Raw genomic sequence first — 15,845 nt, 5'->3', positions numbered from 1 at the left:
AATGCCATGCGCCGCAAGGTCGGCCACAGGGACGATCACCGAAAGGAGGAGAGACCTCCTCCTTTCCCGACCCTGTCGACGTTTCTCGGCCTTGCGGCAGTCATGCTCGTCCTCTGGCTGCTGGCCTACGGGCCGCCGCATTTCCTTTTGGCATCCAATCATCGGGTGCCGTCCAACAACACCGAAGCCGGAGCTTCAAAATGAGCAACTCGAAATCAGCAAGCATCATGGATGCACGCATCCTGGTTCCCGCCCTTGGCGGCGCCTTCCGCAAGCTCGATCCGCGCACGCTGGCCAGGAACCCGGTGATGTTCGTCGTTGCCGTCGTCTCGGCGCTCACCACGGTGCTGTTCGTGAAGGACCTGGTCACCGGAGGCGGCAATCTCGGCTTTACGCTGCAGATCATCATCTGGCTTTGGTTCACCGTGCTGTTCGCCAACTTCGCCGAAGCGGTCGCAGAAGGCCGCGGCAAGGCGCAGGCGGATTCGCTGCGCAAGGCACGCACAGAGACCCAGGCCAAGCTTTTGACCGGTGAGGACCGCACCAAATACAAACTCGTGCCCGGCACCAGCCTCAAGGTCGGCGATGCCGTCCTGGTCGAGGCCGGCGACATCATCCCGTCGGACGGCGAAGTGGTCGAGGGCGTCGCGTCGGTCAATGAGGCGGCGATAACAGGCGAATCGGCGCCGGTCATCCGCGAATCCGGTGGCGACCGTTCGGCGGTCACCGGTGGCACCCAGGTGCTGTCCGACTGGGTCCGCGTCCGCATCACCGCCGCCTCCGGCCATACCTTCCTCGACCGCATGATCTCGCTGGTCGAAGGTGCCGAGCGCCAGAAGACGCCGAACGAGATCGCGCTCAACATCCTGCTCGTCGGCATGACGCTGATCTTCGTGCTGGCCACCGCGACGATCCCGAGTTTTGCCTCCTACTCGGGCGGCTATATCTCGGTGACCGTTCTGGTGGCGCTGTTCGTCACCTTGATCCCGACCACGATCGGCGCGCTGCTTTCGGCCATCGGCATCGCCGGTATGGATCGTCTGGTGCGATTCAACGTGCTGGCCATGTCGGGTCGCGCCGTGGAAGCCGCAGGCGACGTCGACACGCTGCTGCTCGACAAGACCGGCACGATCACACTCGGCAACCGCCAGGCGACGCAGTTTCGCCCGGTCAAGGGCGTCACCGAACAGGAACTGGCCGACGCGGCTCAGCTAGCCTCGCTCGCCGACGAGACGCCGGAAGGCCGCTCCATCGTCGTGCTGGCCAAGGAGAAATACGCCATCCGCGCCCGCGACATGGCAACGCTGCACGCCACTTTCGTGCCCTTCACAGCGCAGACCCGTATGAGCGGCGTCGACATCGATGGTTCATCGGTGCGCAAGGGCGCCGTCGATTCCGTGCTTGCCCATGTCAACCAGTCGGCAGCTGCCGCCCATGGCACGCGCCCAAGCAGCGAATCCATCCGCGATCTCCAGTCCATCGCCGACGAGATCGCCAAGTCCGGCGGCACGCCGCTGGCGGTCGAACGCGACGGCCGCCTGCTCGGCGTCATCCACCTCAAGGACATCGTCAAGGGCGGCATCAGCGAGCGTTTCACCGAACTGCGCCGCATGGGCATCCGCACGGTGATGATCACCGGCGACAACCCGATGACGGCGGCGGCGATCGCCGCGGAAGCCGGCGTCGACGACTTCCTCGCGCAGGCCACACCGGAGGACAAGCTGAAGCTGATCCGCGACGAACAGGCCAAGGGCAAGCTGGTGGCCATGTGCGGCGACGGCACCAACGATGCACCCGCCCTTGCACAAGCCGATGTCGGCGTCGCCATGAACACCGGCACGGTTGCCGCCCGCGAGGCCGGCAACATGATCGATCTCGACAGCGATCCGACCAAGCTCATCGAGATCGTCGAGATCGGCAAGGCGCTCTTGATGACGCGGGGTTCGCTGACGACCTTCTCGATCGCCAACGACGTGGCCAAGTATTTCGCCATCATTCCGGCGATGTTCGCCGTCTTCTACGTCGCACCGGGACAGACGACCGGCCCGCTGCAGGCACTCAACGTCATGCATCTGGCGACGCCGCAAAGCGCCATCCTGTCGGCCATCATCTTCAACGCACTGATCATCATCGCGCTGATCCCGCTGTCGCTGAAGGGCGTCAAATATCGCGCCATCGGCGCCGGCGCGCTGCTCAGCCGCAATCTTCTCGTCTACGGCCTCGGCGGCCTCATCGTGCCTTTCGTAGGCATCAAGGCGATCGACATGATCGTCACCGCGCTTGGCCTTGCTTAAGGAATTACGCTCATGTTCAAACAGATAAGACCCGCGATCATCATGATCGTCTTCTTCACGGTCCTGACCGGCCTGATCTATCCCTTGGGCATGACCGGCATCGCCCAGGCGATCTTCCCGCGCCAGGCCAATGGCAGCCTGATCGAGAAGGATGGCAAGGTTATCGGCTCCGAGCTGATCGGCCAGGGCTTTGCCAGCGACAAGTATTTCCATGGCCGCCCCTCGGCCGCCGGCGACGGCTACAACGCCGCCGCCTCGAGCGGCAGCAATCTCGGCCCGACCAATCCCAAGCTGATCGACCGCATCAAGGGCGACGCGGAAAGACTGAAGGCGGAGAATCCGAACCAGCCCGTCCCGATGGACCTGGTGACGACGTCCGGCAGTGGCCTCGATCCCGATATCAGTCCCGAAGCAGCCTACTTCCAGGCCGCCAGGGTGGCCAAGGCCAGGGGGATCGATGAAGCCAAGGTCAAGGCGCTTGTCGATGCCCAAGTCGAGGGCAGGGAGCTTGGCTTCATGGGCGAACCGGTGGTCAATGTGCTCGGTCTCAACCTTGCGCTGGACGCCGCGAAATAGTGAATGGTGCGGGCCGGGGATCGACAGTATCCCCGGCGCCATCCATGATCGATCCCGATGCCGGACGACAGAAGCAACGACGCCAGACCTTCTCCCGACGCACTGCTTGACCATGCCGAGCGGGAAGGTCGCGGCCGGCTGCGGATATTCCTGGGTGCCGCTCCCGGCGTAGGCAAGACCTACGAGATGCTGATGTCGGGCCGCGCCAGGCTGACCGACGGCGTGGATGTGGTGATCGGTGTCGTCGAGACGCATGGGCGCAAGGAGACACTGGCCCTGGTCGAGGGTTATGAGGTCATTCCCCGCCGCAAGGTCGACTACAAGGGGCGCATCCTCGACGAGATGGATATCGACGCCATCCTCGCCCGGCGCCCGGCGCTGGTTCTCGTCGACGAACTCGCCCACACAAATGCGCCTGGCAGCCGGCACCCCAAGCGCTATCTCGATGTCCAGGAAATCCTGACGCACGGTATCGACGTCTACACGACGCTCAACATCCAGCATGTCGAAAGCCTGAACGACGTCGTCGCCCAGATCACCAAGGTCAGGGTTCGCGAGACGGTCCCCGATTCCATCATAGACCAGGCCGACGATGTCGAGATCATCGATCTCACCCCCGACGACCTGATCAAGCGGCTCGAGGAAGGCAAGGTCTATTTCCCCAACACCGCGCAGCGCGCGATCGAGAACTATTTCTCGCCGGGCAATCTGACGGCGCTCAGGGAACTGGCGCTGCGGCGCACCGCGCAGCGCGTCGACGACCAGTTGCTGATCCATATGCAGGCCCACGCCATTCCCGGACCGTGGGCCGCGGGGGAAAGGGTACTCGTCTGCGTCGACGCGCGTCCGGGCGGGGCGGCGCGTATTCGCTATGCGCGCAGGCTGGCAGACCGGCTCCGTGCCCCGTGGACGGCGCTGCATGTCGACAGCCCTCGCTCGGCCAGCATGCCCGAAGCGGACAAGGATCGGCTGGCTACGAACCTGCGGCTTGCCGAACAGCTCGGCGCCGAGGTGACCACCATTCCCGGTCAGAACATCGCGCAGGACATTGTTCGCCATGCGACGGCGAACAATTTCACCCATATCGTGGTCGGCAGGCCGACCCGGTCGCGCTGGCGGGAATTGATCGAAGGTTCGCTCACCTACGATCTCATCCGCAATGCCGGCGACATCAGCGTCCATGTCATTTCAGGAACCGAACGCAATGCCGAGGTGACGTCGAGGAGTGTCAAGGCGGCGGACGAGCAGTGGCAGTTCGAGATCTGGCCCTATCTCAAGGCCACGGCCTTTGTCATCGGTTCGCTCGCCTTCGCCGTCGTTCTCGACCAGTTTCTCGACGTTCGCAACCTGGCGATCATTCTTCTCATCGGCGTACTGGCATCGGCGGTAACCGGCGGTCTGTGGCCGGCTCTGTACGCTTGTTTCGCCAGCGCCCTTGCTTTCAATTATTTCTTCCTGGAGCCTCGTTATACGCTGACGATCCGGGATCCGGAGAGCATCGTCGCGCTTGGCGTCTTTCTCGTCGTTGCGGTCATCGCCAGCAATCTGACGGCGCGCGTGCAGCGCCAGGCGGTCGCCGCCCGCTCGCGGGCGCGGGCCACGGAAGACATCTACCTCTTTTCAAAGAAGCTCGCCGGCGCCGGCACGCTCGACGACGTCCTTTGGGCCACGGCCTTCCAGATCGCCTCGATGCTGAAGCTGCGGGTGGTGCTGCTTTTGCCGGAAGACGGGACCATCACCGTCAAGGCCGGCTATCCGCCCGACGACACGCTGGCCGAGGCCGACATCGCCGCCGCCCGCTGGGCCTGGGAGCACAATCGTGCGGCGGGTCGCGGCGCCGACACGCTTCCGGGCGCCAAGCGCCTCTATTTGCCCTTGCGGACGGGGCGCACGGCCATCGGGGTCGTCGGCCTCGACAACGACAAGCAGGGTCCGCTGCTGACGCCCGAGCAGCAGCGGCTGCTTGACGCACTGGCCGACCAGGCGGCGGTCGCCATCGAACGTATTCAATTGGTTGCCGACGTCGACCGTGCCAAGCTCGCGGCCGAGGCGGACAGGCTGCGCTCGGCGCTGCTCACCTCCATTTCCCATGATCTGAAAACGCCGCTCGCTGCCATCATGGGCGCGGCCGGCACGCTGCGGGATTTTTCAGCAGCGCTTCCCGAACCGGACCGGGCCGAACTGCTGTCGACGGTGCTCGACGAATCCGAGCGGTTGAACCGCTTCATCGCCAATCTGCTCGACATGACCAAGATCGAGTCCGGCGCGATGGAGCCGAACTACGCCTTTCACTATGTCGGCGACATCGTCGGCTCCGCCTTGCAAAGGGCCAGGAAAATCATTGGCGAGCACAAGATCGAGACCGACATCCCCAGGGATTTGCCGATGTTGAAGGTCGACCCGGTGCTGTTCGAGCAAGCGTTGTTCAATCTTCTCGACAATGCGGCGAAATATGCCCCGGCAAGCTCGACGATTCGCATGCAGGGTTGGACCGACAATGGCTCCGTCCTGCTGCAAATCATGGATGAAGGGCCAGGCATTCCTCCCGGCGATCTGGAACGAATTTTCGACACGTTCTATCGAGTGCGCAAGGGGGACCAGATCCGCGCCGGTACGGGGCTCGGCCTGTCGATCTGCCGCGGCTTCGTCGAAGCGATGGGTGGCACCATCATGGCGGCAAACCGGACCGACGGTTCGGGCGCGGTGTTCACCATCAAAATGCCCAGGCCGGCAAATCCGCCCAATTTCGACGCTTCGAATACCGACGACCACGACGTGGGTGACCTGGCATGACAAACTCGAACGTCAGGATATTGGTCGTCGATGACGAGCCGCCGATCCGCAAGCTGCTGCGCGTCGGGCTCGGCAGTCAAGGTTATGCGGTCAGCGAGGCGCCGAACGCGAAGGTGGCGATCGAGCTGATGGAGGCGGAGAAGCCGGACCTCGTCCTGCTCGACCTTGGGCTGCCCGGCATGAGCGGTCATGAGTTGCTGCGCAAATGGCGCGACGATGGTCTCGACATTCCAGTGGTCATCCTGTCCAGCCGAACCGACGAGGCCGGCATCGTCCAGGCCCTGGAATTCGGCGCCGACGACTATGTCACCAAACCTTTCGGCATGAACGAGCTGGTGGCGCGCATTCGCGTGGCGCTCCGCCACAAGTTCCAGCAACAGGGCGAGAAGCCGATTTTCCAGAGCGGCGATCTCAGCGTCGACCTGGTCAAGCGCATCGTCAAGGTAGAGGGCAAGGAGGTAAAGCTGTCGCCGAAGGAATACGACATCCTGCGCATGCTGGTGCAGCACGCCGGCAAGGTGCTGACACACCATTTCCTGCTGAAGCAGGTCTGGGGCGATTCGACCGATGTGCAGTATCTCAGGGTCTATGTCCGGCAGCTCAGGCAGAAGATCGAGAAGAGCCCCGACCAGCCGCGCTACATCACCACCGAGACGGGCGTCGGCTACCGCCTGCGCGAGGTTGAGTGAGCAGCTCATCCGCCCCAAAATTATGCAGACGTATCTAAGAGACGGCCACGCAAGTCCGCAGGTGAGACGCCAGCAGCTCGGATGCCGGCTTGCTCGGACCCTGCAAGGGGCTCATCAGGTAGTAGGCGCCGCCAGGGATGATGGGTTGATTGCGGAAGATCACCAACCGCTCCTCCCTGACAAGGTCACCGGTATTGGCAATCCATCCGAGCATCACTCCCATCCCCGCCAGCGCGGCCTGGGTTGCTTGAACGTGGTTGCCGAACGAGAGATCGCCTTGCCGGTCGTGCGGTAGACCGGTCGCATCGAAATAGTCGTCCCAGCCGGGTGAAAATTCCTCGTCGGTTTCAACGTGGAGGAGGGTCGCTTCGGCGAAATTTCCAGAGCCGACACATTCAACAGCCTTTGGGCTGCAGACGGGAACCAGGCGCTCATCGAAAAGAGCTTCGCATGTGCCGTCAAGCCAGTTACCCGCCCCATAACGAATCACCAGGTCGGCTTCGGGCGTAAACCGCGGGGTGCCGGATGTTGGTACGACCCGTACGACAATGTCAGGGTGCCGAGTGTAGAACGTCGCCAAGCGTGGCATCAGCCAATATGTGCCGGTACAGACAGTGCAAGCGATGGTAACGACGTTTTGTTCCATTCGCTCCAAGGCTCTAATCTTTCCGATCGCGCTCTCGATCCGGTCCATTCCGTCCGAAACTGCGTGAAGCAGAACCCGGCCTGCGTCTGTCAACGCCGCAGGACGCATCCGTCGATCGAGCAGCTTCGTGCCGATGTGGTCCTCGAGATTCCGAAGTGCCTGGCTGACGGCGGGCTGCGTGACATTCAACTCGGCCGCCGCGCTCTGGACGCCGCCTGCACGTACCACGGCTTCAAACGCCGACAGAAGCCGAAGGGGAGGGAGATGTCGACGCAATACCATAACCTCTTGCTTATGCCGGATTAGACTTTCAGCTCTTCCAAACCTAGTCGGATAGCGCAATTGTTGCAACCAGAGACGGCCGATCCGCGCCCACAATATAAGCACACCTCAGCCAGAGAGAGAGAGTTCATGAACGCCCATCCCCGTCCCTCCGAGCTGACTGCGGACGAAACACGGTCGCTTCGGGTCGATCTTGCTGCAGCTTTTCGCCTGTCAGCCCAGTTCGATTGGCATGAATCGGTGGGAAATCATTTCAGTGCCGCACTTTCCGCCGACGGGAAGAAATTCCTCATGAACCCTCGCTGGCGGCACTTCAGGGAGATTCGGGCGAGCGATCTCTTGGTTCTGAATGCGGACGACAGCGGGGTGATGGCTCGGCCTGACGCCCCAGATCCCTCCGCGTGGACGATCCACGGCTCCGTGCACGGCAGGCGGCCGGAAGTCCGGGTCATGCTGCATTGCCATCCCCCATACACGACGGCGCTGGCCGGTCTCAAAGACCCCGGCATCAAGCCCATCGACCAAAACACGGCTCGTTTCTTTGGCCAGTTCGGTATCGATCTTGGGTTCGGCGGCATGGCTGACGATGCTGCCGAAGGGCAGCGCTTGGCGGCTGCTTTGGGCAGCAAGAGAGTCATCATCATGGGCAACCATGGTGTGACCGTCACGGGACGAACGGTCGCCGAGGCGTTTGAAGACCTCTATTTCATGGAGCGCGCGGCCAAGATCCTTGTGCTCGCATACTCAACTGGCCAGCCGCTTAACGTCATGTCCGATGAACTCGCACAGAAGACGGCCGATGGCTGGCTTCCCTACAATGATCAGGCATTCGCACACTTCGACTATCTGAAGCGGCAGTTGGACCAAACCGACTCCTCTTATCGCGACTAGCCCCAAGAATCCCTGCATGATCTGCACAAGGAGAAAACGTGCGTAATATTGAAGTCCTGTTCTTTGACGTCCTGGGCACGATGGTCGACTGGCGTGGCAGCATCACGACCGAGGTCGGAGAGTTTCTGAAACGCCACAACCTCGGCCATGTGGACGCTGCTGGTTTTGCCGATGCATGGGTCGGACGCTACGACGCTTCAGTCGATCCAATTCGGACCGGCAAGCGATCATTCGTTTTGCTCGATCAGGTAAACAGAGAAAATCTCGTTGTCAGCCTCGAAGAATTCGGTTTGGCCCCTGCGTCATTCCCATCGGAGGAACTTGAATACCTCAATCTGTCGTGGCATCGCCTGAAGGCCTGGCCGGACTTGGCCGAGGGTCTTTCTCGCTTGAAGTCGCATTTCATCATCGCGCCGTTGTCCGACGGACACGCCCGGCTTCTGGTGAACGTATCGAAATACAACAATCTGCCGTGGGATTTTATTATCGGCGCCGATATGTCTCAAGCTTACAAGCCCATGCCGCAAGTCTACCTGCGGGCCTGTGAGTTCCTTGAGGTTCCGCCGGGGCATGCCATGCTGGTGGCGGCGCATGACTACGACTTGGAAGCGGCCCGCCGTTGCGGATTGAAGACCGCCTACATCGCTCGCGCCAACGCCGAAGACCCTTCCAAGGCAGGTAACCAGAAAGCACTGGACGGCTGGGACTACAAAGCGAAGGACCTGCTCGAACTCGCCGACATGCTCCAATAGCCACGCAGCACGCGTCCTCCGAGTTGGCCATCCGGCTCTAGCCCATCGTTCGACCGACAAGCCAGTCCTGTTACCGCCGCAACGGCCACCGGATGCTGCCGACACGGCATCTATGTCGACCTTGGACTAAGGCCAACTGACTTAAATGCCAGGGGAAACTGTGGCCAACTTAGACACCGTACCGCGAGATGTAGTTTTCTATCTGGTGCCGGAGTTCGATATTCTGTCGTTCGGAGCCGCAATTGAGGCGTTTCGCCTTACGAACCTGGCATTGGGCTATGAGGCTTACAACTGGAGGTTTGTCTCAGCGGACGGGTGTAACGTGAGGGCAAGCTGCGGTCTGGATATTCAGACGGTCAATTCAATTCATCGCGAGAGGTCCTACCTGGTTGGCGGTAAGCGCCCAGACAAGGTGATTGTCTGCTCTGGTCCTAATGTGGACAGGTATCGCGATCGTGCAGTGGACGCGTGGCTGCGAGAATGCAGTCATCGCGGCGTTGTTCTCGCTGCGCTGTCCTCCGGCGCTCAGGTACTGGCAACGGCAGGCCTCCTCGAAGGCCGCAGATGCGTTATTCATTGGCAGAATTTTCCTGCGTTCGTCGAACATAACGCCCGGGTTAGCGTCAGTCTGGGCATCTACGAGATTGATGGAGACATTTATACCTCGGCGGGAGGCGCCTCTTCCATAGACATGATGGCCAGCATCGTCAGCCGAGACTTTGGGGAGGATGTCTTTGCGCGGGTATGTCAACATCTCGTCGCCGATCGGGTTCGGGGAGCAGCCGCCCGGCAGCGGTTGCCTCTGTCAAAGCGGCTAGGGCCATGTAACGAGGTTGTTCTGCATGTGGTGCGGAAGATGGAAGAATATCTCGCGGATCCGATTCCAATGGGTACTTTGGCTGCCGCTACTCGTCTCTCGCGCCGGCAGCTAGAGCGATTGTTCCGGTATGAATTCGGCTGTTCGCCGGCTAGGTACTACATGAGTTTGAGGCTTGAGCATGCCGATGGACTCCTTATCCAGACGAAATTGCCGATTGTTGATATCGCTATCGCCTGTGGGTTCGTATCGGCGTCGCATTTTTCGAAGGTATACCGAGTGGCGTATGGTCGCACACCGCAGAAGACACGCATCGGCCGAATTAGTTCTTTCCGGCCGAGCATGATCCCGCAAAATGACAGAATGATACTTGCCAGCTGAAACCCCCGATTGCATCCGCCAAATTCTTGGTAGGGCTTGCGGAGGCATGTCCACCTGACGCCTGCCTCTTCCTAGCTGAGGTACTGGAGTTGTTTTTAGCCGATAGCTTCCCGTGGCTGGCCAAGCGGTCTGGAAACCCGCAAGGCCGCCAGGCAGCCGACAATGCCGAGCGGCACGAAGGCAAGAAACAGCCAGGAGGCGACATTCGCCGCCGCGTCGTGGTTCAGACCTTGCGAAAAGCCGCTGGCGTTGGCGACGATGCCGGCCAGGGCGGCGCCCACGGCATAGCCGATGCGCTGCATGGTCGGCACCGCCGCCGAGGCGATGGTCTGCTCACCCTCCGGGGCGGAGGCGACGATGACGCGCGTCAGGAACGGCCAGGCGATGCCGAAGCCGCCGCCCTGCAACAGGGCACACATCAGGATCAGCGGGATGGAGCCCAGGGGTATCGCATACGCAAAGCCGGCGATGCCGGCCGCGATCATCACCGCGCCGCCGACGATGATCAGCCGCTCGCGCTGCGGCGGCGCGTTGGCGACCAGGATCGAGAGGATCGACCAGGCTATCGATTCGGCGGCGATGATGTAGCCGGTCGTCAACAGCGGAATGTCGTGAAGGCTGGTCAGCAACAGCGGTCCGTAGACGCCGAAGGAACAGGTCGCCACCGAAAAGGCGGCAACCATGGTCATGCCGGCGCCGACCGGCGTGCGCCATGAGAACAGCCGCGCCGGGAACAGCCGCGAACGCGGCTTCAGCGCGTCGATGGTGAAGAACAGCACCAGGCCGATGAGTCCGAGGGCCATCAGCAGCGAAGAGCGCAGCAAGGCGATGTCGACGCCGGCCGAGGCGATCAGCACCACGGCGACGGCAAGGCAGCCAAGGGCCGCGAACGGGAAGGGCGGTGCCTTGCCCGTGCTCGTCTTGGGTTTCGTCGCCTGCGGCGTGTCGAGCACGAGGAAGCTTGCCAGCGCCATGGCGGCGCCGCCGAGTGTGAAGATGCCGAAGGCCCAGCGCCATGACAAAAGCTCGGTCATGATCGCGCCTAGCAATGGTCCGCTGAAGGCGGCGACGCCCCAGATCGCCGACATGATGCCGAAAAGCTGCGGCCAGATGGCGCGCGAGAACAGTCGTTCGACCGAGACGAAGGCCAGCGACACCAGCGCACCGCCGCCAAGTCCTTCGATCAGGCGGCCGGCGAGGAACAGTTGCATGGAAGGCGAGGTGGCGCATATCAGCGCGCCTGTTGCGTAGAGGAGCGCGGCGACCACCATGTTGGTGCGCAAGGGGACATAACTCACCAGTCGTCCGGCGGCCGCGCCGGCAACGATGGCGCCGAGTTCGTAGATCGCCAGCGACCAACCGACGAGCTGTACGCCCGCCAGTTCGCCGACCATGGCCGGCATCACCGTTGCCACCATCGTTTCGTTGGTGGCGTGCAGCAGAATGCCGAGGCTGATGAAGCAGAAGCGCGCCAGGTCGCCGCTTGCCCACAATACGCGCCAGTCGACCCTGTTCGTGCTGATCTCGGTCATTTCCACCCCCGTCTTGCATATCTCGACGCCAGCGCAGGACGCCAGAAGCCAGTACGGGTTTCCGGCAGGACCATGCGAATCGACAGCGCTGGATCGAGGCGTTGTTGCGCTCGGGGCAGGCTTGTAAAACCTCAACCGGGGTTGAGCTCAAGCGGTTTTTTGAGGGCCGTTCGCGCGGATGCCCCTTCGGTTGGCGGGCTTCGTTGCGCGATCAATTCTCGGTGCTGCGCAGCTGGAATTGGCTGACGCCGATCGCGAGGTTCATGCCGGTCTGCGTCTGCAAGCTGAGCGGCTGCAAGGTGAAGGCCTGAGAGGAGCCGCCGACCAGCAGATTGGCGCCGGCGCCGACGGCGGCCGTCACCTCCGCGCTGGCGCCGATATAGTCGCCGGCCAGCGCACCCGGCGCATAGATGTTCTTCAGCGGCGTCAGCACGATCCATTGCATGACCGTCTGCTTCGTCGTGCCGATGTCGAGGCCGTATTTGTTGACGGCACCGAAATAGGCTTCCGGCGCGAAGCTTTTGTCGGCGGGGTTGAAGGTGCAGCTCAGATCCTTGCTCGAGCCGAAGATGAAGCCGGTGCCGCCGCCTATGGCGCAGTCAAGCGTACCGACTTCCATGCCTCGGTCCTGCGCCTGCACCGCTCCGGATAGCGTGGTGAACATGGCGGCAGCTATGGCTGTCTTCAGCATGATGGTTCCCCCCCCAAATCAAACGGCGCGAAACCATCCTATCTGGTTCCGCGCCGCGGGGTGAGGGGTCATGGAGCGCACGGCTCCATGCAATCACTTGAATGAGTGGATCAGCTGGAGCGAGGTCACAGCCACGGCAAGGTTGACGCCGGTCTGCGCTTGGACGCTGAGCGGCTCCAGCATGACGGCGCTGTCCAGGCCGCCAACCAGCAGATTGGCGCCGCCGCCGGTCACCACGCTCGCCTCGGCGTTGACACCGTAGTAGCTGCCGGCGAGATCGCCTCCGTCACGATCCCGGGTCGCGGCCAGCACGGCCCAGACGAGCTGGCCCTGATGCGTCTGGCCGACATCGAGGCCGATCTTGGAGATGACGCCTGTGTAAATCTCGGACGGCCCGTGATGATGAGGCCGGAAGACACAGGACACGCCCTTGTTGGAAGCGACGATATAAGCGGTGCCGCCGTCGATGGTGCAATCGAGCGTGCCGAGTTGCAGCTTGCCGGCGCTGGCCGGAGCCACCGCGAACATCGTCGTGGCGAGGGCAGCGGCGCAGGCGAGTTTCTTGATCATGGGAGGGTCCTTTCGCAAAATACTTTCAACAACGGCTTGGGTGGGTAGACCGTTCCGCTGAAAACTTGGCGCGATCAAGGCAGGGGCCGAAAGCCTCCTGCCGGGGTTAATGCCCGGTTGCGAAGTGCGTCCTTTAGGACACGCAAAGGATTCCGCGGCACTTGGATGTCACGCGGATTTGTATGGGAAGCCGAAACCGAGATCAGCTGACGCGGGCGAGGCCATCCTTGGCCGGCTGGTAGGTAGGGTCGAGGCGAACGGCTTCCTTATAGGATTTCGCGGCCTTCGCCTTGTCGCCGCGCCGCTCATAGATCAGCGCCTGGTTGGACCAGGCCTCGGCATTCCTGCCGTCGAGCTTGATCGCCATGTTGAAATCGGAAAAGGCGTTGTCCTCGTCGTTGGTCGCCAGATAGGAGAGGCCGCGGCCGTTGTAGGGCTCGGCGGCGTCCGGCGCCAGCGAGATGGCGGTCGAGAAGTCCTCGATGGCGAATTTGTGCTGGCCCTGGCTCTGATAGATCAGGCCTCGATTGTGGTAGGCGCGCGCGTCGGTCGTATCGAGCTGGATTGCCTTCTGGAAGTCGTTGAAGGCGTCCTGGGTGCGACCCGCCTTGCGGTAGAGATTGCCGCGGCCGATATAGGCGGCGTCATAGTTCGAGTTGATCTGGATCGAACGGTTGTAGTCCGCGAGCGCGGCTTCCTGATTGCCGAGGAAGCGCTGGATGAGCGCGCGGTTCGAATAGGCCTGGAAGAAATTCGGGTTGAGCTGGATGGCTTGATTGAAATCCTTGAGCGCCGCCTGGTACTGACCGCCACGGCCATAGGCCGAGCCGCGCACATTGTAGCCTTCGGGATCCTGGGGATTGCGCTGGATGACCGCCGACAGCGAGGAAATGTTCTCGCTCGACCCTTGCGCCTTGTCGATGTTGTTGAATTCACCGGTCGGGCCCGCCGTTTGGCAGCCGGCAAGCGCCAGTCCGGAGAGCAGGGCCGCTGTCAGGGCGAAACCACGCAATGCGGTCCCGCGCTCCACGCTTGTTGCGTTCATGTCTGCCCTGTCCTCACTTCAAGCCGCGTCGTTCAGGTCCGGCTCCCCCTCCGGACCGGTCACATCAAAACAAAAAGGTGGCGGCGATTCTACATCGCGCCACCTCTGATATCCTTCGAAAAGGACGAAAAATTGGCGTTAGAACCGCGGCGGACGCGGAGCGCCACCTGCACCGCCGGCGGCGCCAGCAGCGACCGGGCGCGGCGTCATCGGCAGCAGGCCTTCGCGCTGGGCGCGCTTGCGGGCCAGCTTGCGGGCGCGGCGGACAGCTTCAGCCTTTTCACGGGCGCGCTTCTCGGACGGCTTCTCGTAGTGACCGCGCATCTTCATTTCGCGGAAAATGCCTTCGCGCTGCATCTTCTTCTTGAGAGCGCGAAGCGCCTGATCAACGTTATTGTCGCGGACGAGTACCTGCACGGGCAATCCTGTCTTTCGGGTTTGATATCAACAGGCAAGCGGCCATAGCCACTAGCCTCCGCAGCGGTTTACACCACGAATTGGGGCGGCTGATAGCAGAATCATGCCGCGCTGTCCACAGTGGAAATGAATTTGCGGGGCCAGCCGCCGTCTGTTTGCCCTGGGACAAGTGTGCCACTTGCCCATGAGATAAGGAGCCGACTAGGCCGTCGCGAGGTGCAGCAGCTCGAAATCCTCGAAGAACTCGCCGTAGTCGCAGGTGATCTCCTCGCCCACGGCGATGTCGCGGGTCGCGGTGGCTCCGCCATATTGCGAAAAATCCGTATTCGGATTGCTGGAATGGTTCATGAAGCGGCCATTGTCGACTTCATAAACCATGAAACCCGGCCGGTCCGGGCTCGGATAGGCATAGCGGTCGAGCAGTTCCCTAAGATGCGGGGGTGCCGTCTCGTATTTGTCCATGGGGATCAGCCGGTCGAAATCCGGATCGAGCCGCCAGATCGAAGCGCCTTTCCCGATCGGCTCCGCGGCGAACACGCCGACGCCTTCGATCGCGCTCGCAGTCACATAGGTTCTGATCAGCATCATGGTTCCAGACCCGCTTTTAGACAGGAACGGAATCGCCAAATCGCGGCGAAAAATCAAGAGCGGCTGTTTGCCTGGCGGCTATGAACATGCATCCCGCCGCTGGAATCTTCACGTCCGATTGATCGACACGCCGCCATCGGCAAACAGAGCCGCTCCGGTGGTGAAGCTCGAGGCGTCGGAGGCGAGATAGAGTGCCGAGTGGGCGATCTCCTCCGGCATAGCGATACGCTTCAAAGCATGCAGGCCTTCGACGAAGGTCCGCGATTCCGGAGTCTTGAAGGTTGCCGCCGGCGTGTCCGTGCCGCCGGGCAGCAGCGCGTTGACCCGCACACCTTTCGGGCCGTATTCGGCGGCCAGCACCTGGGTCAGCCCGATCAGCCCGGCCTTGCTCGCGGCATAGCTGGTCATGCCTGGCATGCCGACTGTGTGGCCGACGAAGGTGGAGGTGAAGATCAGCGAACCACCGCCACGCTCGACCATTGCCGGCACCTGGTATTTGGCGCCGAGAAACGCGCTGGTGAGATTGGTGTCGAGCGTCTCGCGCCAGCCTTCCAGCGGCAGGTCCGAAATCGGCCCCATCCGGCCGACGGCGCGGGCATTGTTGAAGGCGATGTCGAGCCCACCGAACTTTTCGACCGTCAGATCGACAAGGGCCTTTGCATAGGCTTCGTCCCTGACATCGCCGGCAAGCGCGATGGCCGCGCCATCATTGTCTTCTATCTCGGCGACAAGCGCATCGAGCTCGGCCTGGCGGCGGGCGGCGACGATGACCTTGGCGCCTTCCTCGGCAAAGAGTTTTGCCGAGGCCCGGCCGATGCCGGAACTGGCGCCGGTGACGATGGCGATCTTGTTGGCGAGTGCGAACATTTTTGCATCCTTTT

Annotated in this window: 16 protein-coding genes; 8 read left to right on the top strand and 8 right to left on the bottom strand. The window is 62.1% G+C overall.

Going from position 1 to position 15,845, the window contains the following annotated elements; genetic code table 11:
• Positions 1-6 precede the first annotated feature (6 nt).
• The 5 genes from AC0L3E_RS06940 to AC0L3E_RS06920 are packed head-to-tail and all read left to right on the top strand — an operon-like array spanning position 7 to position 6,352.
• On the top strand, positions 7-204 hold the full coding sequence (locus tag AC0L3E_RS06940) for a hypothetical protein (RefSeq protein ID WP_473604510.1): 198 nt from the start codon (positions 7-9) through the stop codon (positions 202-204).
• Entirely contained in the window at positions 201-2,294 is a 2,094-nt protein-coding gene (gene kdpB, locus AC0L3E_RS06935; protein WP_473604509.1) for a potassium-transporting ATPase subunit KdpB, read from the top strand. The genes AC0L3E_RS06940 and kdpB overlap by 4 nt, the downstream gene beginning before the upstream one ends.
• A gap of 12 nt (positions 2,295-2,306) precedes the next feature.
• Positions 2,307-2,870 carry a potassium-transporting ATPase subunit KdpC gene (gene kdpC, locus AC0L3E_RS06930; protein ID WP_473604508.1) on the top strand — a complete coding sequence of 188 codons (564 nt, stop codon included), beginning with the start codon at positions 2,307-2,309 and terminating at the stop codon, positions 2,868-2,870.
• A gap of 57 nt (positions 2,871-2,927) precedes the next feature.
• Entirely contained in the window at positions 2,928-5,663 is a 2,736-nt protein-coding gene (locus tag AC0L3E_RS06925) for a DUF4118 domain-containing protein (RefSeq protein WP_473604507.1), read from the top strand.
• Positions 5,660-6,352 (top strand): response regulator transcription factor, encoded by a 693-nt coding sequence (locus tag AC0L3E_RS06920; protein ID WP_473604506.1) that lies wholly within the window; start codon positions 5,660-5,662, stop codon positions 6,350-6,352. Before AC0L3E_RS06925 ends, AC0L3E_RS06920 begins: the two co-directional genes overlap by 4 nt.
• Before the next feature lie 34 nt (positions 6,353-6,386).
• Here the strand turns inward: AC0L3E_RS06920 and AC0L3E_RS06915 are convergent, their stop codons facing one another.
• Positions 6,387-7,280, bottom strand: a complete 894-nt coding sequence (locus tag AC0L3E_RS06915; RefSeq protein WP_473604505.1) for a LysR substrate-binding domain-containing protein — start codon at positions 7,278-7,280, stop codon at positions 6,387-6,389.
• A gap of 129 nt (positions 7,281-7,409) precedes the next feature.
• Here AC0L3E_RS06915 and AC0L3E_RS06910 point away from each other — a divergent pair, with 129 nt between their 5' ends.
• The 3 genes from AC0L3E_RS06910 to AC0L3E_RS06900 all read left to right on the top strand — a co-directional run bounded on the left by AC0L3E_RS06910 (position 7,410) and on the right by AC0L3E_RS06900 (position 10,121).
• Positions 7,410-8,171 carry a class II aldolase/adducin family protein gene (locus AC0L3E_RS06910; protein ID WP_473604504.1) on the top strand — a complete coding sequence of 254 codons (762 nt, stop codon included), beginning with the start codon at positions 7,410-7,412 and terminating at the stop codon, positions 8,169-8,171.
• Positions 8,172-8,209: 38 nt separating this feature from the next.
• On the top strand, positions 8,210-8,923 hold the full coding sequence (locus AC0L3E_RS06905) for a haloacid dehalogenase type II (protein ID WP_473604503.1): 714 nt from the start codon (positions 8,210-8,212) through the stop codon (positions 8,921-8,923).
• 160 nt (positions 8,924-9,083) lie between these two features.
• Complete coding sequence (locus tag AC0L3E_RS06900) at positions 9,084-10,121, top strand: GlxA family transcriptional regulator (RefSeq protein WP_473604502.1); 1,038 nt, start codon at positions 9,084-9,086, stop codon at positions 10,119-10,121.
• Between the two features lie 95 nt (positions 10,122-10,216).
• On the opposite strand, the gene AC0L3E_RS06895 is transcribed toward AC0L3E_RS06900, so the two are convergent.
• From AC0L3E_RS06895 to AC0L3E_RS06865, 7 genes are all read right to left on the bottom strand, one after another.
• Complete coding sequence (locus tag AC0L3E_RS06895; protein ID WP_127409006.1) at positions 10,217-11,653, bottom strand: MFS transporter; 1,437 nt, start codon at positions 11,651-11,653, stop codon at positions 10,217-10,219.
• Between the two features lie 211 nt (positions 11,654-11,864).
• Complete coding sequence (locus AC0L3E_RS06890; protein WP_023810132.1) at positions 11,865-12,344, bottom strand: DUF992 domain-containing protein; 480 nt, start codon at positions 12,342-12,344, stop codon at positions 11,865-11,867.
• A 93-nt stretch (positions 12,345-12,437) separates the two neighbouring features.
• Positions 12,438-12,914: a DUF992 domain-containing protein gene (locus AC0L3E_RS06885; protein ID WP_127290636.1), complete on the bottom strand. Its 477-nt coding sequence runs from the start codon at positions 12,912-12,914 to the stop codon at positions 12,438-12,440.
• Between the two features lie 202 nt (positions 12,915-13,116).
• Entirely contained in the window at positions 13,117-13,959 is an 843-nt protein-coding gene (locus tag AC0L3E_RS06880; RefSeq protein WP_023810130.1) for a tetratricopeptide repeat protein, read from the bottom strand.
• A 138-nt stretch (positions 13,960-14,097) separates the two neighbouring features.
• Positions 14,098-14,376 carry a 30S ribosomal protein S21 gene (gene rpsU, locus AC0L3E_RS06875; RefSeq protein ID WP_023810129.1) on the bottom strand — a complete coding sequence of 93 codons (279 nt, stop codon included), beginning with the start codon at positions 14,374-14,376 and terminating at the stop codon, positions 14,098-14,100.
• 201 nt (positions 14,377-14,577) lie between these two features.
• Positions 14,578-14,964, bottom strand: a complete 387-nt coding sequence (locus AC0L3E_RS06870) for an SET domain-containing protein (protein ID WP_127395264.1) — start codon at positions 14,962-14,964, stop codon at positions 14,578-14,580.
• A gap of 108 nt (positions 14,965-15,072) precedes the next feature.
• A complete protein-coding gene (locus AC0L3E_RS06865; protein ID WP_128307207.1) occupies positions 15,073-15,831 on the bottom strand; it encodes an SDR family oxidoreductase in 759 nt (252 codons plus the stop codon).
• Positions 15,832-15,845 lie beyond the last annotated feature (14 nt).

This window comes from Mesorhizobium sp. WSM4822 (assembly GCF_055811155.1).
The sequence above is the reverse complement of the archived record's forward strand: the minus strand, read 5'-3'. Positions and strand labels throughout refer to the sequence as shown.